A 26,828-nucleotide genomic window follows, 5' to 3' on the forward strand; every position below is an offset into this window, starting at 1 on the left:
GGGCCGCTTCAAGAATATGACTACACATCTGGAACAACTGCAAACCGCCCTCGGCACCGCCCTGGGCGATCGCGTTACTACGACCGTGGCGTTGGGCGAGATCACGCTGGTCGTGAAAGCCGCCGACTACTACGGCGTGATGCAAACGCTGCGCGACGACAAGTCGCTGGGCTTCGATCAGCTGATCGACCTGGCCGGCGTCGACTACCTGAACTACGGTGAAGGCACCTGGGACGGCCTGCGTTTCGCAGTGGTCGTCCATTTGCTGTCCGTGAAGAACAACTGGCGTGTGCGCGTGCGCGCGTTCTGCGCCGACGACGACATGCCGCTGCTGCCGTCGCTGGTGCCGCTGTGGCGCGCCGTCAACTGGTACGAGCGCGAAGCGTTCGACATGTTCGGCATCCTGTTCGAAGGCCACAACGACCTGCGCCGCATCCTGACCGACTACGGTTTCATCGGCCATCCGTTCCGCAAGGACTTCCCGGTATCGGGCTATGTCGAAATGCGCTACGACCCCGAGCAGAAGCGCGTGATCTACCAGCCGGTCACCATCGAGCCGCGTGAAAACGTGCCGCGCGTGATCCGCGAAGAAAACTACGGGAAGTAAACAATGGCTGAAATTAAGAACTACACCCTGAACTTTGGCCCGCAACACCCGGCCGCGCACGGCGTGCTGCGCCTGGTGCTGGAGCTGGACGGCGAAGTGATCCAGCGCGCCGACCCGCACATCGGCCTGCTGCACCGCGGCACCGAGAAGCTGGCCGAGCAGAAGACCTACCTGCAGTCGGTGCCGTATATGGACCGCCTCGACTACGTGTCGATGATGTGCAACGAGCACGCCTACGTGATGGCGATCGAGAAGCTGCTGGGCCTGGAAGTGCCGCTGCGCGCGCAATACATCCGCGTCATGTTCGACGAGATCACCCGCATCCTGAACCACCTGATGTGGCTGGGCGCGCACGCGCTCGACGTCGGCGCCATGGGCCCGTTCCTGTACTGCTTCCGCGACCGCGAAGACCTGTTCGACTGCTACGAGGCGGTGTCGGGCGCGCGCATGCACGCGGCCTACTACCGTCCGGGCGGCGTCTACCGCGACCTGCCGGACGCGATGCCGCAGCACAAGCCGTCGATCATCCGCTCGGCCAAGGCCGTGGCCGGCCTGAACGAACATCGCCAGGGCTCGCTGCTGGACTTCATCGAAGCGTTCACCAACCGTTTCCCGACCTACGTCGACGAATACGAGACGCTGCTGACCGACAACCGTATCTGGAAACAGCGTACCGTCGGCATCGGCGTGGTGGCGCCGGAAGATGCGCTGGCCATGGGCTTCACCGGCGCCATGCTGCGCGGCTCGGGCATCCAGTGGGACCTGCGCAAGCACCAGCCGTACGAAGTGTACGACCTGATGGACTTCGACGTGCCGATCGGCACCAACGGCGACTGCTACGACCGCTACCTGGTGCGCGTGGAAGAGCTGCGCCAGTCGAACAAGATCATCAAGCAGTGCGTCGAATGGCTGCGCAACAATCCGGGTCCGGTCATGACCGACAACCGCAAGGTGGCGCCTCCGGGCCGCGTCGACATGAAGACCAATATGGAATCGCTGATTCACCACTTCAAGCTGTTCACCGAGGGCTTCCACGTGCCGCCGGGCGAAGCGTACAGCGCGGTGGAGCATCCGAAGGGCGAGTTCGGCATCTATCTGATTTCCGATGGCGCCAACAAGCCGTACCGCATGAAGCTGCGCGCTCCCGATTACGCGCACTTGCAATCGCTGGATGAAATGGCGCGCGGCCACATGATTGCCGACGCCGTGACCATCATCGGTACGCAAGATATCGTGTTCGGCAGTATTGACCGCTAAGTCCGAGAGGCAGAAAAGTTATGTTGTTATCAGAGCAGTGCTACAAAAAAATCGACCGCGAGTTGGCCAAGTACCCGGCCGATCAGCGCCAGTCGGCCGTGATGGCCGCGCTGGCCCACGCCCAGGTTGAACTGGGTTGGATCTCGCCGGACGTGATGGCCGAAGTGGCCGACTACATCCGCATGCCGGCCATCGCCGTGCAGGAAGTCGCCACCTTCTACAATATGTACAACCTGAAGCCGGTCGGCAAGCACAAGATTTCCGTGTGCACCAACCTGCCATGCGCCTTGTCGGGCGGCGTGCGCGCGGCCAACCACCTGAAAGAAAAGCTGGGCATCGACTTCCGTGACACCACGGACGACGGCGCTTTCACGCTGGTGGAAGGCGAGTGCATGGGCGCCTGCGGCGACGCGCCGGTGATGCTGGTGAACGACCAGCGCATGTGCAGCTTCATGTCCAACGACAAAATCGATACCCTGGTGGAGGAACTGAAGAAATGACGTCACTCCACAATCGTCACATCGACCCGGTCATTCTGGCCGGCCTCGACGGCAAGAACTGGCACCTGGAAGATTACGTCAAGCGCGGCGGCTACAGCGCCCTGCGCAAGATCCTCGAAGAGAAAATCACCCCGGAACAAATCATCGCCGACCTGAAAGCGTCGTCGCTGCGCGGCCGTGGCGGCGCGGGTTTCCCGACCGGCCTGAAGTGGAGCTTCATGCCACGCCAGTTCCCGGGCCAGAAGTACCTGGTATGCAACTCAGATGAGGGCGAGCCGGGCACTTTCAAGGACCGCGACATCATGCGCTACAACCCGCATGCGCTGATCGAGGGCATGGCCATCGGCGCCTACGCCATGGGCATCACCGTGGGCTACAACTACATCCACGGCGAGATCTTCGAGGTCTACACCCAGTTTGAAGATGCGCTGGAAGAGGCGCGCGCCGCCGGCTTCCTGGGCGACAAGATCATGGGCAGCGAGTTCAGCTTCCAGCTGCACGCGCACCATGGCTATGGCGCCTACATCTGCGGCGAGGAAACCGCGCTGCTGGAATCGCTGGAGGGCAAGAAAGGCCAGCCACGCTTCAAGCCGCCTTTCCCCGCGTCGTTCGGCCTGTACGGCAAGCCGACCACCATCAACAACACCGAGACGTTCGCGGCTGTTCCGTTCATCCTGAACATGGGTCCTGAAAAGTACCTGGGCATGGGACGTCCGAACAACGGCGGCTCGAAGATCTTCTCGATCTCGGGCGACGTTGAACTGCCGGGCAACTACGAGGTGCCACTGGGCACCCCGTTCGCCAAGCTGCTGGAACTGGCAGGCGGCATGCGCGGCGGCAAAAAGATCAAGGCTGTGATCCCTGGCGGCTCGTCCGCTCCGGTGATCCGCGGCGAAGTGATGATGAACACCGACCTGGACTACGACTCGATCGCCAAGGCGGGCTCGATGCTCGGTTCGGGCGCCGTCATCGTCATGGATGAAACGCGTTGCATGGTCAAGGCCATGGAGCGCCTGGCTTACTTCTACTTTGAAGAATCGTGCGGCCAGTGCACCCCATGCCGCGAAGGCACGGGCTGGATGTACCGCATGATCCACCGCATCGAAAACGGCCAGGGACGTCCTTCGGACCTGGACGTGCTGAACTCGATCTGCGACAACATCCAGGGCCGCACCATTTGCGCGCTGGGCGATGCCGCGGCGATGCCGATGCGCGCGTTCATCAAGCAATTCCGCGAAGAATTTGAATATCACGTCGAGCACAAGCATTGCTTAGTGCCCGCTTACATCTAAGCTGCGTCAGGTAACGATCACCATGGTTGAAATCGAAATAGACGGCAAAAAAGTCGAAGTCCCTGCTGGTAGCATGGTGATGGACGCCGCCAACAAATTGGGAACCTACATTCCGCACTTCTGCTATCACAAGAAATTGTCGATCGCCGCGAACTGCCGTATGTGCCTCGTCGAAGTGGAAAAGGCCCCCAAGCCTTTGCCAGCATGCGCAACGCCGGTTTCGGCAGGCATGATTGTGCGCTCCGCTTCGGACAAGGCCGTGCAGGCTCAGAAGTCCGTGATGGAATTCCTGCTGATTAACCACCCGCTGGACTGCCCGATCTGCGATCAGGGCGGCGAGTGCCAGTTGCAGGATCTGGCGGTCGGCTACGGCAAGGGCGAATCGCGCTACGAAGAAGACAAGCGCGTCGTCGTGCCGAAAGATGCCGGCCCGCTGGTCTCCATGCAGGAGATGGCGCGCTGCATCCAGTGCACCCGTTGCGTGCGTTTCGGCCAGGAAGTGGCCGGCGTCATGGAGCTGGGCATGATCGGCCGCGGCGAACACTCGGAAATCACCGCGTTTGTCGGCCAGACCGTCAACTCGGAAATGTCCGGCAACATGATCGACCTGTGCCCGGTCGGCGCGCTGACGTCTAAGCCTTTCCGCTACAGCGCCCGCACCTGGGAACTGTCGCGCCGCAAATCGGTCTCGCCGCACGACGGCCTGGGCGCCAACCTGATCGTTCAGGTCAAGGGCGGCAAGGTCAAGCGCGTGCTGCCGCTGGAAAACGACGCCGTCAACGAGTGCTGGATTTCCGACAAGGACCGCTTCTCGTACGAAGGCCTGGACGCCGCCGACCGCCTGACCCAGCCGATGCTGAAGCAGGGCGGCGAGTGGAAGGAAGTCGACTGGCAAACCGCGCTGGAATACGTGGCGCACGGCCTGAAGAACATCAAGCACGAACACGGCGCCAACGCGCTGGCCGCTGTGGCCACGCCGCATTCGACGCTGGAAGAACTGCACCTGCTGCAAAAGCTGACCCGCGCCATGGGCTCGGACAGCGTGGACACGCGCCTGCGCCACAGCGACTTCTCGCTGAGCGACGTCACCCCTTGGCTGGGCATGTCGATCGCCGAGTTCGGCCAGCTGAACCGCGCCTTCGTCATCGGCTCGTTCCTGCGCAAGGATCATCCGCTGCTGGCCACCCGCCTGCGCACGGCGGTGAAGGGCGGCGCCAAGCTGTCGATCCTGCACGCGACCGACGACGACCTGCTGATGAACGTCGCCAACAAGATGATCGTCGCTCCTTCGGAGTGGCTGTCGGCGCTGTCGCAAGTGGTGGTGGCCGTGGCCAAGGCCAAGGAAGTTTCGGCTCCAGCCGGCTTCGAAGGCGTCACCGCTTCCGACGCAGCCAACGCGATTGCCGCTTCGCTGATCTCCGGCGAAAACAAGGGTGTCTTCCTGGGTAACGCGGCGACGCAGCACCCGCAAGCCGCCGCGCTGCACGCCGCCGCACAATGGATCGCCGAACAGACCGGCGCCAAGCTGGGCTACCTGACCGAAGCCGCCAACACCGTCGGCGCCTACATCGTCAACGCCAACGGCGCCAAGGTGCCTGCGTTCTCCGAGCAGAAGCAAGCCTACGTGCTGCTGAACGCCGAGCCAGAGCTGGATGCACACAACCCGCAAGCCGCCGCCGCCGCGCTGAAGCACGCCGAGATGGTCGTCGTCATGTCGGCCTACAAGCACGGCATGGACTACGCCGACGTGCTGCTGCCGGTTTCGCCGTTCAGCGAAACGTCGGGCACCTTCGTCAACTGCGAAGGCCGCGCGCAAAGCTTCAACGGCACCGTCAAGCCGCTGCTGGAAACCCGCCCTGCGTGGAAAGTGCTGCGCGTGCTGGGCAACATCCTCGGCCTGTCCGGTTTCGACTACGACACTTCCGAAGCGATCCGCGACGAAGTGCTGGGCGCCGGCGTGACCGATTTGTCGGCCAAGCTGAACAACATCACCAGGCAAGCTGTCGTTGCTGCCTCCGCCGCTTCGACCGGTACCGAACGTATCGCCGACGTGCCTATCTACTTCGCCGACGCCGTGGTGCGCCGCGCCGAGTCGCTGCAGAAGATGGCCGATGCGGCTGCGCCGAAAGCGCACCTGTCGTCCGCGCTGGCGCAGCAGCTGGGCGTCGCCGCCGGCGACACCGTCAAGGTAACGCAAGGTTCCGGCAGCGCGATCCTGGTCGCCGCTGTCGACGCCAAACTGCCAGCCAACGCAGTCCGCGTGGCCGCCGCTCACGCGTCGACCGCCGCACTGGGCGGCATGTTCGGTTCCATCACCGTTGAAAAAGCAGGGGAGGGTAAATAATGGCTCTGCCTGAATTCGTCACTACCATTAACGCCATGGGCGCAAACAGCGTGCTGGCTCCGGCCTGGCCGCTGATCTGGGCGCTGATCCGCGTCATCGTCGTGCTGCTGCCGCTGATGGGCCTGGTCGCCTATCTGACGCTGTGGGAACGTAAGTTCATCGGCTGGATCCAGATCCGCGTCGGCCCTAACCGCGTCGGCCCCATGGGCCTGCTGCAGCCGATCGCCGATGCGCTGAAACTGCTGTTCAAGGAAATCATCACCCCGGCCAAGGCCAACCGCGGCCTGTTCGTCATCGGTCCTATCATGACCATCATGCCGGCGCTGGCCGCATGGGCGGTGGTGCCGTTCGGCGCCGAAGCCGTGCTGGCCAACGTCAACGCCGGCCTGCTGCTGCTGATGGCGATCACCTCGATGGAAGTCTACGGCATCATCATCGCCGGCTGGGCCTCGAACTCGAAGTACTCGTTCATGGGCGCGATGCGCGCCTCGGCGCAGATGATCTCCTACGAAATTCCGATGGGCTTCGTGCTGGTGGTCGTGCTGATGGTGTCCGGTTCGCTGAACTTCGGCGACATCGTCGCCGGCCAGCAGAAGGGCATGTTCGTCGAGCACGGCCTGAACTTCCTGTCGTGGAACTGGCTGCCGCTGCTGCCGCTGTTCGTGGTCTACCTGACCTCGGGCCTGGCCGAATGTAACCGTCACCCGTTCGACGTGGTCGAGGGCGAGTCCGAGATCGTCGCCGGCCACATGGTCGAATACTCGGGCATGGCCTACGCCATGTTCATGCTGGCCGAATACGCCAACATGATCCTGATCGCGACCCTGGGTTCGATCATGTTCCTGGGCGGCTGGTCCGCACCGTTTGCCTTCCTCGAATTCTGGGGCGGTTTCGGCGGCTTCTTCTGGTTGTTCGCCAAGGCGTTCTTCCTGGTGTCCGTCTTCATCTGGGTGCGCGGTACTTTCCCACGCTACCGTTACGACCAGATCATGCGTCTGGGCTGGAAAGTGTTTATCCCTCTGACGCTGGTGTACCTGGTGTTCGTGGCCGGCTGGATGCAGACATCCTGGAATATCTGGAAGTAAGGACTGGAAAAAATGGAACGTTTAAAAGACTTCATCGGCAGCTTCATGCTGACCGAATTGATCAAAGGGATGGCGCTGACGGGCAAGTACATGTTCTCGCGCAAAATCACCGTGCAGTACCCGGAAGAGAAGACGCCGATGTCGCCGCGCTTCCGCGGACTGCACGCGCTGCGCCGTTATCCCAACGGCGAAGAGCGCTGCATCGCCTGCAAACTGTGCGAAGCGGTGTGCCCTGCGATGGCGATCACCATCGAATCCGAGCAGCGCGACGACGGCTCGCGCCGCACCACGCGTTACGACATCGATCTGACCAAGTGCATCTTCTGCGGCTTCTGCGAAGAGTCCTGCCCGGTCGACTCGATCGTCGAGACGCACGTGCTGGAATACCACGGCGAGAAACGCGGCGATCTGTACTACACGAAAGAGATGCTGCTGGCCGTAGGCGATCGCTATGAAAACGAGATCGCCGCAGCCCGCGCAGCGGACGCTCCTTACCGCTGATGACATGCGGCTGGTCCTTAACCTCGCCAAGGCGAGGCCAAGGCACGCCGCATATCAATAGCGTGTCGATCAATAATGTACGTCTCTTGGGTTAGTTATGGAATTTAAAACTGCTTTGTTCTACGCCTTCTCAGCCATCATGATATTGGCTGCGACGCGCGTTATCACGGCCCGCAATCCGGTGCACGCCGCGCTGTTCCTGGTGCTGGCATTCTTCTCGGCTGCCGGCATCTGGATGCTGCTCGAGGCCGAGTTCCTGGCCATCGTGCTGGTGCTGGTCTACGTCGGCGCCGTCATGGTGCTGTTCCTGTTCGTGGTCATGATGCTCGACATCGACACGGACAAGATGCGCGAAGGCTTCTGGGGCTACCTGCCGGTCGCTTCCTTCGTCGGCGTGATCATCGTGCTGGAAATGGCCGCCGTGCTGTGGCGCTCCTTCCTGTCGTTCGACCAGCAGGTGCCCAACACCGGCAACATCGGCGGCACCAAGGAACTGGGCATCCTGATCTACACCAAATACATCTACGGCTTTGAAATCGCCGGGGTGATCCTGCTGGTGGCGATCATCGCCGCCGTGGCGCTGACCCTGCGCAAGCGCAAGGACACCAAACATTTCGACCCAGCCGACGCGGTACGCGTCAAGCGCAACGACCGCCTGAAGATCATCAAGATCGATCCGGTGACCACACGCGGCCAGAATGCTGCTGGTTCGGCAGAAGTTAAGGAGGCACCATGACTTTATCGCTCGCTCACTACCTCGTTCTCGGCGCGATATTGTTCGCGATCTCGATCGTCGGTATTTTCCTGAACCGCAAGAACATCATTGTCCTGCTGATGGCCATCGAACTGATGCTGCTGGCGGTGAACATGAACTTCATCGCGTTCTCGCATTACCTGGGCGACGCGGCCGGGCAGATCTTCGTTTTCTTCATCCTGACCGTGGCGGCTGCTGAATCGGCAATCGGCCTCGCGATTCTGGTGGTGATGTTCCGTAACCTGGACACCATCAATGTGGAAGACCTGGATAGCCTCAAGGGCTAAGTTCTCACTCGAATAATAACGATTAAGGTTCATCATGGCGGTTACTCTTAACCCTAATCTCCTGCTAGCCGTACCCTTGGCGCCGCTGGCCGGCGCCGCGATTGCGGGCTTGTTAGGAACTAAATTCTTCGGCAACGTGGTAGGTCGCAAGACCTCGCACACGGCGACCATCCTGGGCGTGCTGGTGGCGTTCATCCTGTCGGCGATGACGCTGAACGATGTCGTCAACGGCGCCAGCTACAACGGCACCGTCTACAACTGGATGACCGTGGCCGGGCTGAAGCTGCAGGTCGGCTTCCAGATCGACGCGCTGTCGGCGATGATGATGTGCGTGGTGACCTTCGTGTCGCTGATGGTGCACATCTACACCATCGGCTACATGGCGGAAGATGAAGGCTACAACCGCTTCTTCGCCTACATCTCGCTGTTCACCTTCTCGATGCTGATGCTGGTCATGGCCAACAACTTCCTGCAGCTGTTCTTCGGCTGGGAAGCGGTGGGCCTGGTGTCGTACCTGCTGATCGGCTTCTGGTACACCCGCCCAACGGCGATCGTGGCCAACATGAAGGCGTTCCTGGTCAACCGCGTCGGCGACTTCGGCTTCATCCTGGGTATCGGCCTGCTGCTGGCCTACGCCGGTTCGATGGACTACCAGGAAGTCTTCGCCAAGAAGGAAGCGCTGGCTGCGCTGCACCTGCCGGGCACCGACTGGGCGCTGCTGACCGTCGCCTGCATCTGCCTGTTCATCGGCGCGATGGGCAAGTCGGCGCAGTTCCCGCTGCACGTCTGGCTGCCCGACTCGATGGAAGGCCCGACCCCGATCTCTGCACTGATCCACGCCGCGACCATGGTTACCGCGGGTATCTTCATGGTGACCCGCATGTCGCCGCTGTTCGAACTGTCGGACACCGCGCTGTCCTTCATCCTGGTCATCGGCTCGATCACCGCGCTGTTCATGGGCTTCCTGGGCATCATCCAGAACGACATCAAGCGCGTGGTCGCTTACTCGACCTTGTCGCAGCTGGGCTACATGACCGTGGCGCTGGGTTCGTCCGCTTACTCGGTGGCCGTGTTCCACCTGATGACCCACGCATTCTTCAAGGCGCTGCTGTTCCTCGGCGCCGGCTCGGTCATCATCGGCATGCACCACGACCAGGACATCCGCAACATGGGCGGCCTGCGCAAGTACATGCCGATCACCTGGATCACTTCCTTGCTGGGTTCCCTGGCGCTGATCGGCACCCCGTTCTTCTCCGGCTTCTACTCGAAGGATTCGATCATCGAAGCCGTCGCCGAGACCCACATCTGGGGCGCTGGCTTCGCCAACTTCGCCGTGCTGGCAGGCGTGTTCGTGACCGCGTTCTACTCGTTCCGCATGTACTTCCTGGTGTTCCATGGCGAAGAGCGTTTCGGCAAGGCCCACGCGCATGACGATCATCATGCTCCGGCTGCCGCCCACGGCGCGCACGACGACCACGCTCACGACTCCGACGCGCATCACGAGGAAGAGGACGACCACGGCCATCACGGCCTGGAGCCTGGCCAGAAGCCGCATGAATCGCCATTCGTGGTCTGGTTCCCGCTGGCGATGCTGGCCATCCCTTCGGTCATCATCGGCTACCTGACCATCGGTCCCATGCTGTTCGGCGACTTCTTCACCGGCGTGATCGCCTTCGGCGAAAACCACAAGGCGATGGAACTGCTGAAAGAGGAATACCACGGCCCGATGGCCATGGCGATGCACTCGCTGACGTCGCTGCCGCTGTGGCTGGCGATCTCCGGCGTCGCCACCGCGTACTACTGCTACATGATCAATCCTCGCGTACCGGCCTGGTTCTACGAGAAGTTCAAGTTCCTGCACACGCTGCTGGACAACAAGTACTACATGGACAAGTTCAACGAGGTGGTGTTCGCCGGCGGCGCACGCCTGCTGGGCAACGGCCTGTGGAACATCGGCGACAAGACCCTGATCGACGGCTTTGTGGTGAACGGCAGCGCCAGGCTGGTGGGCTGGTTCTCGACGCTGACCCGTTTGGCGCAGACTGGTTATATCTACCACTACGCGTTCGTCATGATCCTCGGCATTCTGGGGTTCCTGGTCTACTTCCTGCCGTTTTGGCACGCTTAATTAGCTGATACGCATAGAGATAACGATAACCATGATGCAGTCAATTACAACTTATCCTCCGTTCCTGAGCCTGGCGATCTGGCTCCCGATCATATTCGGTCTGATCGTGCTGGCCCTGGGCCGCGACTCCAATGCGGGCCTGGTCCGCGTTGGATCGCTGATCGCTTCCATCGTCAGCTTCGCCGCCACGCTGCCGCTGATCGTCCACTTCAACAACGCGGCCCACGGCATGCAGTTCGTCGAGAAGTCGCCGTGGATCGAGCGCTTCAACATCTACTACTCGCTGGGCATCGACGGCCTGTCGCTGTGGTTCGTGCCGCTGACGGCGTTCATCACCGTGATCGTCGTGATCTCGGCCTGGCAGGTGATCCAGAAGCGCGTGGCGCAGTACATGGGCGCGTTCCTGATCCTGTCCGGCCTGATGATCGGCGTGTTCTGCGCCATGGACGGCCTGCTGTTCTACTTCTTCTTCGAAGCCACGCTGATCCCGATGTACATCATCATCGGTATCTGGGGCGGCGAGAACCGCGTGTACGCGTCGTTCAAGTTCTTCCTCTACACCTTCTTCGGCTCGCTGCTGACGCTGATCGCCATCATCTACCTGTACAAGGTATCGGGCGGCAGCTTCGACATCCTGATGTGGCACAAGATCGCCCTGACGATGAAAGAGCAGATCTTCATCTTCATCGCCTTCTTCATGGCCTTCGCCGTTAAAGTGCCGATGTTCCCGGTCCACACCTGGCTGCCGGACGTCCACGTCGAAGCGCCTACCGGCGGTTCGGCCGTGCTGGCCGCGATCATGCTGAAGCTGGGCGCCTACGGTTTCCTGCGTTTCTCGCTGCCTATCGTTCCCGATGCGTCGCACTACATGGCGCCGTTCGTCATCACCCTGTCGCTGATCGCCGTGATCTATGTCGGCCTGGTCGCGCTGGTACAGAAGGACATGAAAAAGCTGGTCGCCTACTCGTCGATCGCCCACATGGGCTTCGTCACGCTGGGCTTCTTCATCTTCAATAACATCGGCGTGCAGGGCGCCATCGCACAAATGATCTCGCACGGTTTCATTTCCGGCGCGATGTTCCTGTGCATCGGCGTGCTGTACGACCAGGCGCACTCGCGCCAGATCGCCGACTACGGTGGCGTCGTCAACAAGATGCCGAAGTTTGCCGCGCTGTTCATCTTCTTCTCGATGGCTAACTGCGGCCTGCCTGCGACCTCCGGCTTCGTCGGCGAGTTCATGGTGATCCTGGGCGCCACGCAGTACAACTTCTGGATTGGCCTGCTGGCCGCGACCGCGCTGATCCTGGGCGCAGCCTACTCGCTGTGGATGGCCAAGCGCGTCATCTTCGGCAAGGTCGCCAACCACCATGTGGCTGAACTGGTCGACATCAACGGCCGCGAATTCCTGATGCTGGGCATTCTGGCTGTCGCCGTGCTGTACATGGGCCTGTACCCAGCGCCATTCACCGACACGATGCAAACCTCGGTTGCAGACCTGCTGGCTCACGTTGCACACAGCAAGCTGCCTTACTGAAAACGGAAACACATAAATGACTACTCCACTTCCACAAGCGGTTATCGACATGGTGCCGCTGTACGCAGAAATCGCTCTGCTGATCGGCGCCTGTGCGATCCTGTTGATCGATATGTTCCTGTCGCAGGGTAAGCGCTCGGTGACCTACGTGCTGTCGCTGGTGACGCTGCTGATCTGCGGCGCGCTGAGCTACCACGACTACACCGCCGGCACCACGGTCTACACCTTCAACGGCATGTTCGTCTCCGATCCGATGGCGAACCTGCTCAAGCTGTTCACCTACCTGGCCGTCGGCCTGACGCTGGTGTATTCGCGCCAGTACGCCGAAGACCGCGGCATGTTGAGCGGTAACCTGGGCGGCGAGTTCTACGTGCTGGCGCTGTTCGCCATGCTGGGCCAGATGGTCATGATCTCGGGTTCGAACTTCCTGTCGATCTATCTGGGCGTCGAGCTGATGTCGCTGTCGCTGTACGCGCTGGTGGCGATCCGCCGCGACAACCACAAGGCCACCGAAGCCGCGATGAAGTACTTCATCCTGGGCGCGCTGGCTTCCGGTTTCCTGTTGTACGGTATCTCGATGCTGTACGGCGCGACCGGCACGCTGGACATCGCCAAGGTATCGGCCGCCGTCGCCGCCGGCACCATCAAGCCGACCATCCTGGTGTTCGGCATCGTGTTCCTGGTCGCCGGCCTGGCGTTCAAGCTGGGCGCCGTACCGTTCCACATGTGGGTACCGGACGTCTATCAAGGTTCGCCAACGGCAGTGACGCTGCTGCTGGGCGGCGCGCCGAAGATCGCCACCTTCGCCATCTGCATCCGCCTGCTGGTGGAAGGCCTGCTGCCGCTGGCGGTGGATTGGCAGCAGATGCTGATGGTGCTGGCTGTGATGTCGCTGGTTATCGGCAACGTGACCGCGATCGCGCAGACCAACCTGAAGCGCATGCTGGCCTACTCGACCATCGCGCAAATGGGCTTCGTGCTGCTTGGCCTGCTGGCCGGCGTCGCGGGCACCACCGACCGCACCGGCGCCGCCGCTGCCTACAGCGCCGCGATGTACTACACGCTCACCTACGTGATGACCACGCTGGGCAGCTTCGGCCTGATCATGCTGCTGGCGCGTTCCGGCTTCGAAGCGGAAGAACTGTCCGACTTCAAGGGCCTGAGCAAGCGTAACGGCTGGTTCGCGCTGGTGATGTCGCTGCTGATGTTCTCGCTGGCCGGCGTGCCGCCGATGATGGGCTTTGCCGCCAAGTTCTCGGTGCTGACCGCCGTGCTGGGCACCGGCCAGATCTGGCTGACCGTGGTCGCGGTGATGTTCTCGCTGATCGGCGCGTTCTACTACCTGCGCGTCGTCAAGATGATGTGGTTCGACGAGCCGGCGGATAATTCGCCTATCGTCATGAAGGCCGACATGAGCTTCGCCCTGAGCCTGAACGGCGTCGCCATCGTGCTGCTGGGTCTTCTGCCAGGCCCGCTGCTGGCGGCCTGCCTGAAGGCCATGACGCTGACGCTGAACACCTGATGGATGTTTCCGTCGCAAGCTGGTTGGTGATCGCGGTTGCAATCGCGGCCGCCAACCTGCCTTTTTTCAATGACAAGGTATTCGCGCTGCTGGCCACCAAATGGCCGCGCAAGCCGCTGATCGTGCGACTGCTGGAAATGGCGGTGCTGTACTTTGTCGTTGGCGCCATCGGCTTCGGACTCGAAGGCCAGATCGGCAACCGCTTCCCGCAGACGTGGGAGTTCTACGCAATCTCCGCCTGCCTCTTCATCGTTCTCGGATTCCCGGGATTCATCGTTCGCTACCTGCGCAAGCGCCACGGCTGATACACTATCGTTCTTCAACGACGTGGAGCAGCTATGGACGAACATTTGACAGAAACCCGCATCGACGGCGAATTGGTCTACGACGGCCACTTCCTCAAAGTCCAGCGCGACACGATAGCGCTCCCCGACGGCAAGCGCACCGCACGCGAATACGTGCTGCATCCCGGCGCAGTTGTGATCCTGCCACTGCTCGACGACGGCACCGTGCTGATGGAGCGCCAATACCGCTATCCGCTGCATCAGGTCTTCATCGAATTCCCGGCTGGGAAAATCGATGCCGGCGAGGATCCGCTGCACAGCGCGCAGCGCGAACTGGAAGAGGAAACCGGCTATACCGCCGGCGAATGGCAATTCGTCACCCGTATCCACAACGCCATCGCTTATTCGGACGAGCATCTGGACCTGTACCTGGCGCGCGGCCTCAGAGCCGGCCCGCAAAAGCTGGACGACGGCGAGTTCCTCGAAATTTACACCACCACCATCGACGAACTGCTGCAAGGCGTACGCGAAGGGACGATCACCGACGTCAAGACCGTCATCGGCATCTTCTGGCTCGACAAGCTGCGCTCGGGCGACTGGAAGCTGTAATGATGCCGCGCGCCGCCATCGTCATCTGCACTGGCCTGCTGGCCAGCTGCGGCATGGCATGGGCGGCGGAGCGCACGCCATTCCAGGTCCGTTGCGAGGATACGATCGCGAAGACAGTTTCCGTGCTGTCCTCGAAGCAGAACGGCTACACCATCAACAACCAACTGCCGTACCGCGCGATCACCGCGAAGGCTGGCAACATGGACAACAGGATGGCGACCCTGGGGCTGACGGTGACAAGAGGCCAGTACTCCGCAAGCTTGGGCGGCCCGATATTGCAGGACCCTGCGAGCGGCTACGAGTGCATCGCGCCGCAGGTGGACGTCAAGCTGAATTACTCGCCGGTGCTGATCTATGTCGGTAGCGAGTTCGCGCCGGGCACCTGCTCGTACAAGGCGATCCTGGAGCACGAGCAGCGGCATTTGCAGGCATACATGGAAAACCTGGCGCGGGTCGAAAAGGTGGTACGCGAGGCATTGAACAAACGCTTTGAAGGCAAGCCGCTGTATGCGCCGTCCGGCACCGCGATGTCGGCGCTGGAACACGAGGTCAACGGCACCTGGTTCCCCTTCATCCGCGACGAATTTGAAAAAGGCAAGGCGAAGCAGGATGCGATCGATACGCCGGAAGAATATGCGCGCCTCGGCAAGACCTGCGACGGCGAGATCGCCGACATCCTGCTGAAGCGCCGGAAAAATAACTGAAGACTATGACTGCATCGACCACTACTCTCCGCTACTTTGCATTGCTGCCAGCCGCCGGTGTCGGCGCGCGCATGGCGGCGGACGGGCCCAAACAATACCTGACGGTCGGCGGCAAGCCGATGCTGCGCCACGCGGTCGATGCGTTCCGCGCCAGCGACCTGGTCGCCCACACCTACGTGGTGGTCAGCGCCGCCGACGGCCAGATCGACGCCGTGCTGCCGCCGGACCTGGAAGGCGTGACGGTACTGCGCTGCGGCGGCGCCACCCGCATGGACACGGTGCTGAATGCCTTGCGCGCACTGCATGGCGTGGTGGCCGATCACGACATGATCATGGTGCACGACGCCGCGCGTCCCGGGCTGACGCCGCCGCTGATCGCCAAACTGATACACGGCGTGGGCGACGATGCCGCCGGCGGGTTGCTGGCGCTGCCGGTGGTCGATACCGTGAAGCGCGTTGCCGCGGCTGGCGAGGCACGTTCCGGCGTCACCATCCCGCGCGACGGCATGTGGCTGGCGCAAACGCCGCAGATGTTCAGCTACGAGCTGTTGCTGCGGGCCCTCGGCAGCGCGCCGGACGCCAACGCCATCACCGACGACGCCAGCGCCGTCGAGATGCTCGGCCTGTCGCCGCGCCTGATCGAAGGCCATCCACGAAATTTGAAAGTAACGCTGCCGGCCGACATCCGCATCGCGGAGATGTACCTGGCGGCAGGTGAACAAGGATAAACACTATGACCAAACTTCCATTCCGCATCGGCCAGGGCTACGATTGCCACGCGCTGGTTGAAGGCCGCAAGCTGATCATCGGCGGCGTCGACATCCCGCACCATGTCGGCCTGCTGGGGCACTCGGACGCCGACGTGCTGCTGCACGCGATCACCGATGCCATCCTGGGCGCCGCCGCGCTGGGCGACATCGGCAAGCACTTTCCGGACACCGATCCGCAATTCAAGGGTGCCGACTCGCGCACGCTGCTGAAGGAAGCGGCGCGCCGCGTGGTCGCCACCGGCTACAGCATCGGCAACATCGACGCCACGATCATCGCGCAGCGGCCGAAGATGGCGCCGCACATCGCCGCCATGTGCGCCAACATCGCCGAAGATCTGGGCGTAGCCGTCGGCCAGGTCAACATCAAGGCCAAGACCAACGAGAAGTTGGGCTATTTGGGCAGGGAAGAGGGCATCGCCGCCGAATCCATCGCCTTGCTGATTTCTTCGTAAGACAAGGATGCTTTCTGCACGCCGACTACGACTGCTTGCGCTGGCCGCCACGCTGGCGCTGCCGCTCTGCGCCAACGCCAAGCCGCCCTGCGGCGCGCCGGTGGATGCCGGAGCCAATCAGAAAACCCGGACCATCTACGCCTACCTGTGCGGCATCTGGGGCAAGAGCGTCATTGCGGGACAACAGGACCTGACCTGGAAGGACTCGGTCGACATGGCTGAACGAGTTCACGCCGACACCGGAAAATATCCAGCACTGATGGGCTACGATTTCATGAACTATGGGATGACCGCCAGCGGAACCAGCGGGCAGCACCAGACCGAGGAGGCGATCGCCTTTGCCAACCGGGGCGGCCTGGTGGCATTCGCCTGGCACTGGCGCGATCCCGCCCTGCTGAAGACGGCCCAGGTGAACCAGGCCCAGTTCTATGCCCATGACAGCGATGCCTCCAGATCCACCGCTTTCACGATCCCGATGGCCAACGGTGCGCTGGACCGCAACAGCCCGGCCTACCGTCAGATCGATGACGGCATCGATCTGGTCGCGGCCGAGCTGAAGAAACTGTCCGATGCGGGCGTCACTGTGCTATGGCGTCCGCTGCACGAGGCCTCGGGTAACAACGGCGATGGCTGGTTCTGGTGGGGCCGCGCGCGCAGCGACGGCGCGTCGCAGGCCCAGGCCTACATCCAGTTGTGGCGCCACATGTACGACCGGCTGGTGAACCTGCACGGCCTCCATAACCTGATCTGGGTCTGGAACGGCCAGAACCAGGCGTGGTATCCGGGCGACGACGTGGTGGACATCACCGGCTATGACATCTACGACGACACCGACAAGCAGAATTACCGCTCGCAAATCGCCACCTACCGGCAGGCGCAGCGCATCACGGCGGACCGCAAGCCGATCGCGCTGAGCGAAAACAGCTACATCCCCGATCCGGACCGGATCGCTGAGGATGGCGCCTGGTGGCTGTGGTTCATGGTCTGGAACGATGGCGACAGCGCGCCCGGTGTCACCGGTCCGAACAACTTCTGGACCGGCGAGTACTACAACACCAAGGCGCACAAGAACAAGGTCTACCACCATCCGAACGTGATCACCCTGGAGCGGCTGCCGAAATTCTGACGCCGGCTTGTTCCCCCAGCCCGGCGGTTGCCGTCTCTCGACTAGATCAACAGTGCGCCGCCGTCGACGATGTGGGTCTGGCCGGTGGCGAAGCCGCTGGTCATCAGGAACAGGTAGGCGGCGGCGACGTCTTCGGCCGAGCCTACGCGGCCCACCAGCAGTTCGTCGCTGGCGTCGTCGAACATCTGCCCGCGCTGCGCCTGCGTCATGCCCTGCCACAGGTTCGTCGCGATCAATCCCGGCGACACGGCGTTGACCCGCAGCGGCGCCAGCTCCACCGCCAGTGCGCGGGTCAGCGCCTCGACCGCGCCGCACACGCTCGCCACCAGCGTCCATCCGGTTTGCGGACGCGCCGCCGCGACGCCAGTCGTGAAGGTGATCGAGCCGCCCGGCCGGATATGCCGCGCCCCATGCTTCGCCGCCGACAGCGCACCCCAGTAGCGCACGTCGAACGCCGACCGCGACGAGCCCAGGTTGGCCTCGGACAGCGCGCCGATCTTCAGCGTATCGCCCGCCGTATAAACCAGGTGATCGAATTCACCGGCGGTGCCGAAGAAGCGCTCGACCGCCCGTTCATCCAGCAGATCAAGCGCGCAGCCTTGCGCCTTGCTGCCCAGGTAGTCCAGCGCCTTCTCCACCCGCGACATCTGGCTGGAGACGACCAGCACCTCGGCATCCTCGCGCAAGGCCTCGCGCGCCACCGCCAACCCGATGCCGGACGAAGCGCCGAGCACGATCACGCGCTGGCCGAGAAGGCGGCCGCTCATGCCGGCACCCGCTCGAGCAATGCGGCGATGGCCTGGTCCAGCGTCACCGATCCTTTGCGCGAACCTTCGCGGCCGCCTTCAAACTCGATCCAGCCTTCGTTGAAGCCGTTCAGCATCTGGATGCGTGGCGTTGGATTCTTCATGCCGTGCGACGCGAACAGGTCGGCCCACGTATCGCGCGGCACCGCGGCCGCGCTCACGTCCTTGCCCAGCAGGCGGCTGAACGAGGCGGCGATATCGTTCGGGCTGACGCGCGCTGCAGCTTCCAGTTCCACCACGCGCACGCCGCTCCAGGTCTGCTGCAGCAGCTCAGCCGCCACGGTGGAAATGTCCCGGCAGGCGATCATCGGCACCGCGCGGTCCAGCGGCTGCAGGAAGCTCGGGATGGTGCCGCTCGCGCGCGCCGCCGCCACGTCCCACACGCTGTTCTCCATGAACCACGCAGCGCGCAGGAAGGTAACAGGCATGTCCAGCGTGCGCAGCTGACGCTCCATCTGGCCAAGTTGATTCAGCAGGTTGGGCTGCGTCGCCTGGGCTCCGACGGTCGACAGCGCCACCACGCGCGACGGTTTCGCCACCGACAGTGCCTTGTGCAGCGCATTGATCTGCGCAAGGGCTTCGGGGAAGCCGTCGGTCGGGTCGAAGGTCGGCGGCAGCAGTACGAACACGGCTTCGGCGCCGGCGAAGGCCTTGGCCAGCGCATCCGCATCGCTCATCTCGGCCAGCGCCACCTGCGCGCCGCGTGCCGACCATGCGGCGCCCTTGGCTGCGTCGCGCACCACCGCGCGAACCGGCAGGCCGGCCTCCAGCAGCAGCTTGCCCAGTTCCGAACCTACCTGACCAGTGATACCGGTAATTGCATACATGATGATCTCCTTGAATGAAGGCGGAAAGTCCGCATGCAAGAATTTTGATGCAAAACGACTGATACTCCGATAGCATGGAACTCATATCATTAATGACTAATTGGCATACATCATGGCATTCGACGAACGGGTGGTGAACGGCATGCGCGTGCTGGCGGCGATCGTGGACACCGGCAGCTTCGTGCGTGCCGGCGAAGTGCTGGACATGTCGCAGTCGGGCGTCAGCCGCGCCATCGCCAAGCTGGAGGCGCGACTCAATATCCGGCTGTTCGACCGCACCACGCGCAAGGTGTCGCTGACGGACGAAGGCCGCCGCTTCTACGCGCAGATCGGGCCGTTGCTGGCGGGGCTGGAGGAGGCCGTGGCCTCGGCGGGCGAGGGCGCCGTCACGGTGCGTGGACGATTGCGCGTCAATATCGAGCCGTTGCTGGGACGCTTGCTGGTGGGCCCCAAGCTGGGCGGCTTCCTGAAGCGGCACCCGGAGCTGGATCTCGACCTGGTATCGCGCGACCATCTGGGCGACATGGTCGGCGACGGCTTCGACCTGGCGATACGCTTCGGCCATCCGCAGTCATCATCGCTGATCGCCCGCAAGCTGATGGACACGCGCGTGCTGACGGTCGCCACGCCGGCGTACTTGCGCCGCCACGGCGTGCCGAAGAAGCCCTCCGACCTGGAGGGCGAAGAGCATGTGTGCATCCATTTCCGCGATCCGGCGACCGGCGGGCCGTACGAGTGGGAGTTTCATCGCGGCGGCAAGACCACGATCGTCACGCCGCGCGGCCAGTTGACGCTGAACGACGCCGCCACCATGGAAAGCGTGCTGCTGGCCGGTTACGGCCTGGCGCAGGTGATCGATCTCGCGGTAGAGCCGCTGCTGCGTTCCGGCGCATTGACGCCGGTGTTGAGCGCATGGTCGGACGAACGCTTTCCGATGTACGCCTATTATCCGTCGCGCCACCATCCGCCGGCGAAGACGCAGGCCTTCCTGGAGTTCGTTGCGGGAGTGATAAACCAGCCATAAGCGATCTGCTAACATGGCGCTTTTGACGGCAAGGGATGAGCGATGGCGCGTGATATCTACGCATACCGGCAGGTGGCGGTGCATTCGGTGCAGCGTGGGAGCGGAGTGGAAATCCATCCGGTGCCGGGGCAGGCGTTTTCGCCGGAGCTGGCGGTGCAGTGTTCGCGCAAGATGAGCGATACGTCCTTGTACCCGCTGGGCACCTGCTTCCTGCTGGACGCCAAGCTGACCGACCGCCTGGGCGGCACACCGTATCTCTACGCCTGGCACGGCGACGACATCAAGGTGCTGTCAGCCAGGGAGACCAAGGCCTTCCTGGCTGAGTTCAAACGCGGACGAATTTGATGGGCACGTATCCGGTCAATGAACGGCGTGCAGCTTGCCCTGCGCCTTGTCGTCTTCCTTGGCCCGCAGCGCGATGACCGCCGCCATCGCCAAAGCGAACAGGCCGCCGACCACCATCGCGCTCGATACGCCCAGATAGTCCACCGACACGCCGCCCACCAGCGCGCCGCTGGCCAGCGAGATCTGCGCGGTGGCGACGAACACCGCGCCGCCGCTTTCCATCGCATCCGGCGCGGCCTTGAACATCCAGGTCTGCACCGAGATCGGCATCAGGCCGAAGGCCAGGCCCCAAATGATGATCAGCACCGTGGCGCCCGCCGCGGTGGCGCCGAACAGCGGCATCGCGGCGGCCGACAGGCCCATGATGACGCCGGTGGCGATCAGCGACTTCCTCACGCTCCTGGCGACGGCCCAGCCGCCGACCAGGTTGCCGACAAAACCGGCCGCGCCATAGATCAGCAACAGCGCGCTGATGGTCTTGGCACCCAGGCCGGCGACCTGGCTCAGGAACGGTGTCACGTAGGTGTAGGCGGCGAACTGGCCGATGAAGATCAGCAGCGTGACCAGCATGCCCAGGCGCGCTTTCTTCACGCGCAGCAGCGCAGGCAGCTGGCCGAAGGTCAGCGACGTCGCCGTCGGCAGGCGTGGCAGCAGCCACATCTGCGCCAGCAGCACCAGCGTGGCGACGGCGCTGGCGGCGAAGAAGGCCATGCGCCAGCCGACCAGTTCACCGATCATGGCGCCGGCCGGCACCCCGGCCACGGTGCCCAGCGAAATGCCGGCAAAGATGATCGAGGTGGCCCGCGCCGCATGCCCTTCCGGCACCAGCCGGTTGCCCAGCGCGCCGCCGATGGCCCAGAAGCCGCCGACGCCTATGCCCAGCAGGGCGCGGCCGGCCAGCACCAGCGGGAACGAGTGCGACAGCGCGACGATCAGGTTGGAGGCGATCAGCGTCGCGGTCAGGCCCCAGATGACGTAGCGGCGGTCGGTCTTGCCGACGCCGATGGTCACCAGGATGGCGGCGAAGGCGGCCACCAGGCCGGGGATGGTCACCATCATGCCGGCGATGCCTTCGGTGACGCCCAATTCGGCCGCGATGGACGGCAGCAGACCGACCGGCAGGAATTCCGTCGTCACCAGCGCGAACGAGCCGACGGCGACCGACAGCACGGCCAGCCAGGCGGCCCGGGTGGGCGCGCGATCGGGGATGGGAAGTTCGTCCCGCAGGACGGTTTGAATGTTGTTGGTTTGCATGAGTAGTCCTTGGAGGCGGTAAAAACACTTGAGTTTTTTACTGATCGGTTCATAATGACCGCATGAACGAACTATGTCAACGAATTTTTAACCGATCGGTATGAAAGAATCCGCACGCAAGACCGGCCGTCCACGTACATTCGACGCCGACACGGCGCTGGACAAGGCCATGAAGGTGTTCTGGGAGAAGGGTTACGAGGGTTCCTCGCTGCCGGAACTGACCGAGGCGATGGGCATGAACCGGCCCAGCCTGTACGCCGTCTTCGGCAACAAGGAAAACCTGTTCCGCATGGCGCTGGAGCGCTACAGCGCCACCCACGATCCGCTGTTCAACGCGGCGCTGGAGCGGCCGACGGCGCGCGCGGTGGTCGAGCATTTCCTGCGCGGCAATGCCGACGCGCAGACCGAGTCCGAAAATCCGCATGGCTGCCTGGTGATCAACGGCGCGTTAGCCTGCAGCGACGACGCGCTGCCGATCCGCAATTCGCTGATCGAACGCCGCGCCGTCAATGAGGCGCGTCTGCGCGACCGCTTCGAACGCGCCAAGGCCGAGGGCGACCTGCCCACCGACAGTTGCTCCGGCCAGATGGCGCGCTATGTGATGACGGTATCCAACGGCATGGCGGTGCAGGCGGCGGCGGGTGCCAGCCGCAAGCAATTGCAGGAAGTGGTGGACCAGGTGTTGCGCGGCTGGCCTATGTAGGGTTGTTGTCACTCCGACACAATACATGTCCATAGTGAAATTTATGTTGTGTTTTAGGAATTGATAGGTAGAATGGCGTTATTGAGGCGCCGTTGTCTCCTTTTTTCCGAAAGCACACCCATGAAAATGACCAAACTGATCCAGGCAGCAACCATTGCAGCAATGTTCGCGTCTGGCGCCGCTTCGGCTTCCGGAAACATCATCCTCAACGGCGACTTTGAAACCGTCAGCAACGTCCACGCCAACGACTACCTGGTGGTCGGCGCTGGCCAGGGCACGATCGCCGACTGGACCGTCGGCGGCAATTCGGTCGACATCATCAACAACAGCTACAACTCGATCAGCGGCAACAGCATCGACATGCTGGGCACTCCGGGTCCAGGTTCGCTGTCGCAATCGTTCAGCTTTGCCGCGAACACCACCTACACGCTGTCGTTCGACCTGAACCGCAATCCAAACTCGCATGGCGCGGGCCTGGACGTGTTTGTGAACGGCGGCCATCACAGCTACGAAGGCACCAGCCTCACCACCAACTACAGCTTCAACTTCACCACCGGCAGCGTAGCCGGCTCGCAATTGCTGACCTTCAGCAGCGTTGGCGGCGACAACTATTCCGGCGCAGTGCTGGACAACGTCTCGCTGACCGCGGCGGTACCTGAGCCTGAAACCTACGCCATGCTGCTGGCCGGCCTGGGCATGGTCGGCTTCATGACCCGCCGCAAGGCCAAGAAAGCTGCGTAAGCAGTCTTCCCGCATATAAAAAACCCCCATCAGCCGGAGCGCGATCTTGAGCGCGTTCTGGCTGATGGGGGTTTTTTAACGCCTGCCGATTCAGTCGGAACCGTCGTCGTCGTCGTCAATCTCCGGCGTGCCGTCCTTGACCGCGCGGGCGCGGGCGGCGTCGGCGCCGGACTTCAGCTTGGCGGCGTCGGCCATGAACTGGTCGATGCTGCGGTCTTCGCTGCGCCGCACTTCCGGCGGCAGCAGCACCGACATGTACAGTTCGTCCGAAGCGCGGCCCGTGCCTTGCAGGTTGGCCATCAGCATCAGGCCTGCGCCGGCCAGCAGCATCACCAGGCCGGTCACGGCGAAGCGGCGCGGATGGTGCGGCTTGATGGTGATCAGGTGGAAGAACAGCATGCCGCAGACGATGGCCAGCGTGGCCAGGTTGCCGTAGCGCGTCAGCACTTCGGCCGACCAGGCGTAGGCCATGATGATGCTGCCGGCGCGCCAGATGCCCACCACCGCCAGGCCGCAGCCGAGGATGAACAAATGCCGTCCCATGCGTGCGTGGCTGCCGAACAGCCGGTTGGCCAGCGCCCACACGCCGCTCCACAGCAAGCCGGCCGCGAGGCTGGAGGCCAGCACCAGCAGGTAGCGGATCAGCGCGAACGGCTCGACGTCGGACAGCCATGTTTCCATGCAGGAGAACACGGCGATCAGCACCAGGCCGATGGTGGCCGGCACCGCGCCTTCCCAGCCGTGCATGGTGGTGTCCGCCACTTCGGCGGGAACGGGAAAGTCGGCCGCGCGCACCCGCAGGCGCGTGTGGCCGAGGCGCACCACGCTGTCGCCGCCCAGCACCACGCTGGTCTGGCGCTTGCCCTTGAGGTAGGTGCCGTTCTTGCTGCCGAGGTCGCGCAGCACCAGCTGGCCTTGCTCGTCGGCGTCGACGATGGCGTGGCTGGCGGCGCTGTGGTGGTCGTCAAGGATGACGTCGTTGTCGTAGCTGCGGCCCAGGCGGATCGGCAGCCCGGCTATCTTGTGACGGTGCAGCACGTCGCCGTTGCGGGCCAGGATCTCGATGAAGTAGGGGGCCTTCATTGCGCGCCTCCCTTGGCCGGTTTGGCCACTGCCGCGGTTTTCTTCGGCGCCAGCGACAGCGAATCGAGGAACACCCGCGACAGCCGCAGGCCGTTTTCATACGACACGCCGCGCGCGTCGAGCCGGCTTTGCAGGCTCATCAAGCCCTGGTCGGTGGTGGCGGTCAGCAGCGCGAAATCGTACAGGCCGGCGAACTTGCGGTAGGCGCGCACGCACAGCACGGCGCGCAGCGGCAGGTTCTTGCTCTTGACGAAGTCCTCGGTGCACTGCGGGCCGGTCAGGCGGGTGTCCTTGTTGTTGCCGAAATGTTCGTTCTTGAACGACGAGCTGGCCAGTTGCGCGAAGCGCGCCTTGTCCAGGCTGGTGCTGCGCAGGTACTGGTGGCGGATGCTGAGCTGCCCGGTCTGCAGCGAGCCGCTGACGAAGATCGCCGATTCCATCGCGCAGCTGGCGTCGTCCACCGTGAACGGCTTGTCGGCCTTGACCGTGGAACGGCCCCAGCAGCGCATCTGCTCGGACTCGCGCACCGGCACCTGGTACGGCCCCATGGGCTTCAGGGTCAGCGGGCTGGCCAGCAGCTGATCGACCATCGCGCGCTGGTGCGTCAGCAGCTGCGCGGCCACCACGCCGGTGAAATCGGTCGGCGGTTTTTTCTGGTCCTCGACGCGCTTGAGCAGTGCCTGCGCATACCGCGCCGGCACCAGGAAGCTGACCAGCTCGCCGTCGAGGCGCTTGGAGACATTGACACCGGCCACCGCGCCGTCGACCGTCACGCTGGGGCCGCCGCTCATGCCGGAGTTGATCGGGCCGGTGAACATCAGCTGGTCGTAGAAGCTGCGCGCGATCACGCCGTTGTAGGCGCCTTCGGAAATGGCGAAGCCCAGGTCCAGCGGATTGCCCAGCGAGTACAGGTACTGCCCCTGCGTCAGCTTGGCCAGCTGCTCGGGAATCTTGAAGAAGCCGGTGCCGTTGCGGCTGACCCGCAGCACCGCCAGGTCATGCAGCACGTCCACCGCCAGCAGCTCCACATTGCCGCGCTGGCCGCCGGTGTCCACCCATTCGCCGACGTAGGTGTCGGGATCGAGCGCGAACTGCGACACCACGTGGTAGTTGGTCACCACCAGGTTGCTGGTGCCGATCAGGAAGCCGGAGCCGACCGACGACTGCGTGCGGCCGCTTTTCAGCAGCGAGCGCACTTGCAGGATGTCGTTCTTGGCGGAGCCGTACAGGTGTTGCGCCGCGCTCGATGGCGGCGGCAGCGGGGCGGTGTCGGCATTGGCGTCGGCGCTGCCGGCGCTGGCGGAGGCTGCGGGCCGGGCGGCAACCGGGGCGGCCGCTGCGGGTGGCGCGGGGGGAGTATTGGCGGTCGAGGCTGCCAAGGCGCCGGCGCAGGCCCCGCTCAGGACAATTGAAGTAGCAACTGAAGTCGCAAACGCGGTGAATTTCATGCAGTCCTTGTGTTTAACACTTACAGCGCGCCGTCCTCCACTGGAGCCGGCGTCAGCGGCGTCATCATGTGGCCCAGCTTGGCGGCCTTGGTGTTCAGGTAATGCTGGTTGAAGGCATTGCGGTTGACCAGCAGCGGCACCCGCTCGGCCACCTCGATGCCCAGTTTGGTCATGGCATCGATCTTACGCGGATTATTGGTCATCAGGCGCAGGCTTTTTACGCCGAACTGGGCCAGCATCGGCTGGACCAGGCCGTAGGTGCGCTGGTCCGGCTTGAAGCCCAGCTGTTCATTGGCCTGCACCGTGTCGGCGCCGGCTTCCTGCAGGCGGTAGGCGCGGATCTTGTTGATCAGGCCGATGCCGCGGCCTTCCTGGCGCAGGTACAGCAGCACGCCGCGGCCTTCGGCGGCGATCTTCTTCAGCGCGCCTTCGAGCTGGGCGCCGCAGTCGCAGCGCTGCGAGAACAGCACGTCGCCGGTCAGGCACTCCGAATGGACGCGCGCCAGCACCGGCTCGCCGTCGCCGATATTGCCCAGCACCATGGCCAGATGTTCCTTGCCGGTTGCCTTTTCGACAAAAGCGTGCAACTGGAACTGCGCCCAAGGGGTCGGCAGGGCGCAGGAAGTCATGTAATCCAGTTCGTCTTTTGCCGGGGTTTCTGCGCTCTGCGACATAGCTATGCTCTTCAGTGTATTGAAATTCAAGGTAAAAAAGGGGGGGGGGGGGGGGGGGGGGGCGCCCCCCCCCCCCCCGGGGGGGGAAAAAAAAAGGGGGATATTTTTTTTTTTGGGTGGGGGGTGTGGGGGGGGGGGGGGGGGGGGGGGGGGGAAAACACCACAAA

Annotated in this window: 28 protein-coding genes; 22 read left to right on the forward strand and 6 right to left on the reverse strand. The window is 63.2% G+C overall.

All coding sequences use genetic code 11. The annotated features are described in order from the left end of the window. The first annotated feature begins 16 nt into the window (after positions 1-16). From ACCD07_RS03015 to ACCD07_RS03100, 18 genes are all read left to right on the forward strand, one after another. Entirely contained in the window at positions 17-607 is a 591-nt protein-coding gene (locus tag ACCD07_RS03015; protein ID WP_176651812.1) for an NADH-quinone oxidoreductase subunit C, read from the forward strand. Between the two features lie 3 nt (positions 608-610). Further along, positions 611-1,864 carry an NADH-quinone oxidoreductase subunit D gene (locus tag ACCD07_RS03020; protein ID WP_176651811.1) on the forward strand — a complete coding sequence of 418 codons (1,254 nt, stop codon included), beginning with the start codon at positions 611-613 and terminating at the stop codon, positions 1,862-1,864. A gap of 20 nt (positions 1,865-1,884) precedes the next feature. After that, on the forward strand, positions 1,885-2,364 hold the full coding sequence (gene nuoE / locus ACCD07_RS03025; RefSeq protein ID WP_413446463.1) for an NADH-quinone oxidoreductase subunit NuoE: 480 nt from the start codon (positions 1,885-1,887) through the stop codon (positions 2,362-2,364). Beyond that, positions 2,361-3,656 (forward strand): NADH-quinone oxidoreductase subunit NuoF, encoded by a 1,296-nt coding sequence (gene nuoF, locus ACCD07_RS03030; protein WP_176651809.1) that lies wholly within the window; start codon positions 2,361-2,363, stop codon positions 3,654-3,656. Before nuoE ends, nuoF begins: the two co-directional genes overlap by 4 nt. A 22-nt stretch (positions 3,657-3,678) precedes the next feature. Further along, the gene (gene nuoG / locus ACCD07_RS03035) at positions 3,679-6,000 is read left to right on the forward strand and encodes an NADH-quinone oxidoreductase subunit NuoG (protein WP_413446464.1); all 2,322 of its coding nucleotides are present in this window, start codon (positions 3,679-3,681) and stop codon (positions 5,998-6,000) included. Next, positions 6,000-7,085 carry an NADH-quinone oxidoreductase subunit NuoH gene (nuoH, locus tag ACCD07_RS03040; RefSeq protein ID WP_176651807.1) on the forward strand — a complete coding sequence of 362 codons (1,086 nt, stop codon included), beginning with the start codon at positions 6,000-6,002 and terminating at the stop codon, positions 7,083-7,085. The genes nuoG and nuoH overlap by 1 nt, the downstream gene beginning before the upstream one ends. A gap of 12 nt (positions 7,086-7,097) precedes the next feature. Beyond that, a complete protein-coding gene (nuoI, locus tag ACCD07_RS03045; protein WP_020702142.1) occupies positions 7,098-7,586 on the forward strand; it encodes an NADH-quinone oxidoreductase subunit NuoI in 489 nt (162 codons plus the stop codon). Positions 7,587-7,683: 97 nt separating this feature from the next. Further along, positions 7,684-8,322: an NADH-quinone oxidoreductase subunit J gene (locus tag ACCD07_RS03050; RefSeq protein ID WP_176651806.1), complete on the forward strand. Its 639-nt coding sequence runs from the start codon at positions 7,684-7,686 to the stop codon at positions 8,320-8,322. Further along, positions 8,319-8,627, forward strand: coding sequence for an NADH-quinone oxidoreductase subunit NuoK (nuoK, locus tag ACCD07_RS03055; protein ID WP_008450334.1), 309 nt, complete (start codon positions 8,319-8,321; stop codon positions 8,625-8,627). The genes ACCD07_RS03050 and nuoK overlap by 4 nt, the downstream gene beginning before the upstream one ends. A 34-nt stretch (positions 8,628-8,661) precedes the next feature. Then, positions 8,662-10,755, forward strand: a complete 2,094-nt coding sequence (gene nuoL / locus ACCD07_RS03060; protein WP_176651805.1) for an NADH-quinone oxidoreductase subunit L — start codon at positions 8,662-8,664, stop codon at positions 10,753-10,755. Positions 10,756-10,786: 31 nt separating this feature from the next. Then, positions 10,787-12,289, forward strand: coding sequence for an NADH-quinone oxidoreductase subunit M (locus tag ACCD07_RS03065; RefSeq protein WP_353402917.1), 1,503 nt, complete (start codon positions 10,787-10,789; stop codon positions 12,287-12,289). A gap of 16 nt (positions 12,290-12,305) precedes the next feature. After that, positions 12,306-13,811, forward strand: a complete 1,506-nt coding sequence (nuoN, locus tag ACCD07_RS03070; protein ID WP_176651803.1) for an NADH-quinone oxidoreductase subunit NuoN — start codon at positions 12,306-12,308, stop codon at positions 13,809-13,811. Then, on the forward strand, positions 13,811-14,116 hold the full coding sequence (locus tag ACCD07_RS03075) for a DUF2818 family protein (protein WP_176651802.1): 306 nt from the start codon (positions 13,811-13,813) through the stop codon (positions 14,114-14,116). Before nuoN ends, ACCD07_RS03075 begins: the two co-directional genes overlap by 1 nt. A 33-nt stretch (positions 14,117-14,149) precedes the next feature. Beyond that, on the forward strand, positions 14,150-14,704 hold the full coding sequence (locus tag ACCD07_RS03080; RefSeq protein WP_353402918.1) for an NUDIX hydrolase: 555 nt from the start codon (positions 14,150-14,152) through the stop codon (positions 14,702-14,704). Next, on the forward strand, positions 14,704-15,408 hold the full coding sequence (locus tag ACCD07_RS03085) for a hypothetical protein (RefSeq protein WP_413446465.1): 705 nt from the start codon (positions 14,704-14,706) through the stop codon (positions 15,406-15,408). Before ACCD07_RS03080 ends, ACCD07_RS03085 begins: the two co-directional genes overlap by 1 nt. A gap of 5 nt (positions 15,409-15,413) precedes the next feature. Then, positions 15,414-16,136, forward strand: a complete 723-nt coding sequence (ispD, locus tag ACCD07_RS03090) for a 2-C-methyl-D-erythritol 4-phosphate cytidylyltransferase (RefSeq protein WP_413446466.1) — start codon at positions 15,414-15,416, stop codon at positions 16,134-16,136. A 5-nt stretch (positions 16,137-16,141) separates the two neighbouring features. After that, complete coding sequence (gene ispF, locus ACCD07_RS03095) at positions 16,142-16,630, forward strand: 2-C-methyl-D-erythritol 2,4-cyclodiphosphate synthase (RefSeq protein WP_176651799.1); 489 nt, start codon at positions 16,142-16,144, stop codon at positions 16,628-16,630. 7 nt (positions 16,631-16,637) lie between these two features. Next, positions 16,638-17,756, forward strand: coding sequence for a glycosyl hydrolase (locus ACCD07_RS03100; RefSeq protein ID WP_413446467.1), 1,119 nt, complete (start codon positions 16,638-16,640; stop codon positions 17,754-17,756). A gap of 41 nt (positions 17,757-17,797) precedes the next feature. Here ACCD07_RS03100 and ACCD07_RS03105 read toward each other — a convergent pair whose 3' ends face one another. Both ACCD07_RS03105 and ACCD07_RS03110 read right to left on the reverse strand, forming a co-directional pair. Continuing rightward, positions 17,798-18,523, reverse strand: coding sequence for an SDR family oxidoreductase (locus ACCD07_RS03105; protein ID WP_413446468.1), 726 nt, complete (start codon positions 18,521-18,523; stop codon positions 17,798-17,800). Further along, positions 18,520-19,389: an NmrA family NAD(P)-binding protein gene (locus ACCD07_RS03110; RefSeq protein ID WP_413446469.1), complete on the reverse strand. Its 870-nt coding sequence runs from the start codon at positions 19,387-19,389 to the stop codon at positions 18,520-18,522. The genes ACCD07_RS03105 and ACCD07_RS03110 overlap by 4 nt, the downstream gene beginning before the upstream one ends. A gap of 112 nt (positions 19,390-19,501) precedes the next feature. Between ACCD07_RS03110 and ACCD07_RS03115 the strand changes: the two genes are divergently transcribed. After that, positions 19,502-20,413, forward strand: a complete 912-nt coding sequence (locus tag ACCD07_RS03115; RefSeq protein ID WP_413446470.1) for a LysR family transcriptional regulator — start codon at positions 19,502-19,504, stop codon at positions 20,411-20,413. A 42-nt stretch (positions 20,414-20,455) separates the two neighbouring features. Continuing rightward, positions 20,456-20,758, forward strand: a complete 303-nt coding sequence (locus ACCD07_RS03120) for a hypothetical protein (RefSeq protein ID WP_176651794.1) — start codon at positions 20,456-20,458, stop codon at positions 20,756-20,758. A gap of 15 nt (positions 20,759-20,773) precedes the next feature. Here the strand turns inward: ACCD07_RS03120 and ACCD07_RS03125 are convergent, their stop codons facing one another. Then, positions 20,774-22,012: an MFS transporter gene (locus tag ACCD07_RS03125; protein ID WP_413446471.1), complete on the reverse strand. Its 1,239-nt coding sequence runs from the start codon at positions 22,010-22,012 to the stop codon at positions 20,774-20,776. Positions 22,013-22,112: 100 nt separating this feature from the next. Here ACCD07_RS03125 and ACCD07_RS03130 point away from each other — a divergent pair, with 100 nt between their 5' ends. Then, on the forward strand, positions 22,113-22,715 hold the full coding sequence (locus ACCD07_RS03130) for a TetR/AcrR family transcriptional regulator (RefSeq protein ID WP_413446472.1): 603 nt from the start codon (positions 22,113-22,115) through the stop codon (positions 22,713-22,715). A gap of 120 nt (positions 22,716-22,835) precedes the next feature. Continuing rightward, the gene (locus ACCD07_RS03135; RefSeq protein WP_413446473.1) at positions 22,836-23,456 is read left to right on the forward strand and encodes an FxDxF family PEP-CTERM protein; all 621 of its coding nucleotides are present in this window, start codon (positions 22,836-22,838) and stop codon (positions 23,454-23,456) included. Between the two features lie 90 nt (positions 23,457-23,546). On the opposite strand, the gene ACCD07_RS03140 is transcribed toward ACCD07_RS03135, so the two are convergent. Genes ACCD07_RS03140 through ribA form a run of 3 tightly spaced genes read right to left on the reverse strand, consistent with a single transcriptional unit; the run spans position 23,547 to position 26,661 of the window. Beyond that, complete coding sequence (locus tag ACCD07_RS03140; protein WP_176651790.1) at positions 23,547-24,539, reverse strand: FHA domain-containing protein; 993 nt, start codon at positions 24,537-24,539, stop codon at positions 23,547-23,549. Beyond that, entirely contained in the window at positions 24,536-25,987 is a 1,452-nt protein-coding gene (locus ACCD07_RS03145; protein ID WP_413446474.1) for a S1 family peptidase, read from the reverse strand. Before ACCD07_RS03145 ends, ACCD07_RS03140 begins: the two co-directional genes overlap by 4 nt. Positions 25,988-26,007: 20 nt before the next feature. After that, entirely contained in the window at positions 26,008-26,661 is a 654-nt protein-coding gene (gene ribA / locus ACCD07_RS03150) for a GTP cyclohydrolase II (RefSeq protein ID WP_176651788.1), read from the reverse strand. Positions 26,662-26,828 lie beyond the last annotated feature (167 nt).

It is taken from the genome of Duganella sp. Dugasp56 (genome assembly GCF_047304105.1).
In the GTDB taxonomy this organism is placed as follows: domain Bacteria; phylum Pseudomonadota; class Gammaproteobacteria; order Burkholderiales; family Burkholderiaceae_D; genus Rugamonas; species Rugamonas hordei.

Bases quoted from the DNA above. Each gene is read 5' to 3' on its own strand.
- ACCD07_RS03015 (WP_176651812.1), top strand. From the start codon at position 17: ATGACTACACATCTGGAACAACTGCAAACCGCCCTCGGCACCGCCCTG.
- ACCD07_RS03020 (WP_176651811.1), top strand. From the start codon at position 611: ATGGCTGAAATTAAGAACTACACCCTGAACTTTGGCCCGCAACACCCG.
- nuoE (WP_413446463.1), top strand. From the start codon at position 1,885: ATGTTGTTATCAGAGCAGTGCTACAAAAAAATCGACCGCGAGTTGGCC.
- nuoF (WP_176651809.1), top strand. From the start codon at position 2,361: ATGACGTCACTCCACAATCGTCACATCGACCCGGTCATTCTGGCCGGC.
- nuoG (WP_413446464.1), top strand. From the start codon at position 3,679: ATGGTTGAAATCGAAATAGACGGCAAAAAAGTCGAAGTCCCTGCTGGT.
- nuoH (WP_176651807.1), top strand. From the start codon at position 6,000: ATGGCTCTGCCTGAATTCGTCACTACCATTAACGCCATGGGCGCAAAC.
- nuoI (WP_020702142.1), top strand. From the start codon at position 7,098: ATGGAACGTTTAAAAGACTTCATCGGCAGCTTCATGCTGACCGAATTG.
- ACCD07_RS03050 (WP_176651806.1), top strand. From the start codon at position 7,684: ATGGAATTTAAAACTGCTTTGTTCTACGCCTTCTCAGCCATCATGATA.
- nuoK (WP_008450334.1), top strand. From the start codon at position 8,319: ATGACTTTATCGCTCGCTCACTACCTCGTTCTCGGCGCGATATTGTTC.
- nuoL (WP_176651805.1), top strand. From the start codon at position 8,662: ATGGCGGTTACTCTTAACCCTAATCTCCTGCTAGCCGTACCCTTGGCG.
- ACCD07_RS03065 (WP_353402917.1), top strand. From the start codon at position 10,787: ATGATGCAGTCAATTACAACTTATCCTCCGTTCCTGAGCCTGGCGATC.
- nuoN (WP_176651803.1), top strand. From the start codon at position 12,306: ATGACTACTCCACTTCCACAAGCGGTTATCGACATGGTGCCGCTGTAC.
- ACCD07_RS03075 (WP_176651802.1), top strand. From the start codon at position 13,811: ATGGATGTTTCCGTCGCAAGCTGGTTGGTGATCGCGGTTGCAATCGCG.
- ACCD07_RS03080 (WP_353402918.1), top strand. From the start codon at position 14,150: ATGGACGAACATTTGACAGAAACCCGCATCGACGGCGAATTGGTCTAC.
- ACCD07_RS03085 (WP_413446465.1), top strand. From the start codon at position 14,704: ATGATGCCGCGCGCCGCCATCGTCATCTGCACTGGCCTGCTGGCCAGC.
- ispD (WP_413446466.1), top strand. From the start codon at position 15,414: ATGACTGCATCGACCACTACTCTCCGCTACTTTGCATTGCTGCCAGCC.
- ispF (WP_176651799.1), top strand. From the start codon at position 16,142: ATGACCAAACTTCCATTCCGCATCGGCCAGGGCTACGATTGCCACGCG.
- ACCD07_RS03100 (WP_413446467.1), top strand. From the start codon at position 16,638: ATGCTTTCTGCACGCCGACTACGACTGCTTGCGCTGGCCGCCACGCTG.
- ACCD07_RS03105 (WP_413446468.1), bottom strand. From the start codon at position 18,523: ATGAGCGGCCGCCTTCTCGGCCAGCGCGTGATCGTGCTCGGCGCTTCG.
- ACCD07_RS03110 (WP_413446469.1), bottom strand. From the start codon at position 19,389: ATGTATGCAATTACCGGTATCACTGGTCAGGTAGGTTCGGAACTGGGC.
- ACCD07_RS03115 (WP_413446470.1), top strand. From the start codon at position 19,502: ATGGCATTCGACGAACGGGTGGTGAACGGCATGCGCGTGCTGGCGGCG.
- ACCD07_RS03120 (WP_176651794.1), top strand. From the start codon at position 20,456: ATGGCGCGTGATATCTACGCATACCGGCAGGTGGCGGTGCATTCGGTG.
- ACCD07_RS03125 (WP_413446471.1), bottom strand. From the start codon at position 22,012: ATGCAAACCAACAACATTCAAACCGTCCTGCGGGACGAACTTCCCATC.
- ACCD07_RS03130 (WP_413446472.1), top strand. From the start codon at position 22,113: ATGAAAGAATCCGCACGCAAGACCGGCCGTCCACGTACATTCGACGCC.
- ACCD07_RS03135 (WP_413446473.1), top strand. From the start codon at position 22,836: ATGAAAATGACCAAACTGATCCAGGCAGCAACCATTGCAGCAATGTTC.
- ACCD07_RS03140 (WP_176651790.1), bottom strand. From the start codon at position 24,539: ATGAAGGCCCCCTACTTCATCGAGATCCTGGCCCGCAACGGCGACGTG.
- ACCD07_RS03145 (WP_413446474.1), bottom strand. From the start codon at position 25,987: ATGAAATTCACCGCGTTTGCGACTTCAGTTGCTACTTCAATTGTCCTG.
- ribA (WP_176651788.1), bottom strand. From the start codon at position 26,661: ATGTCGCAGAGCGCAGAAACCCCGGCAAAAGACGAACTGGATTACATG.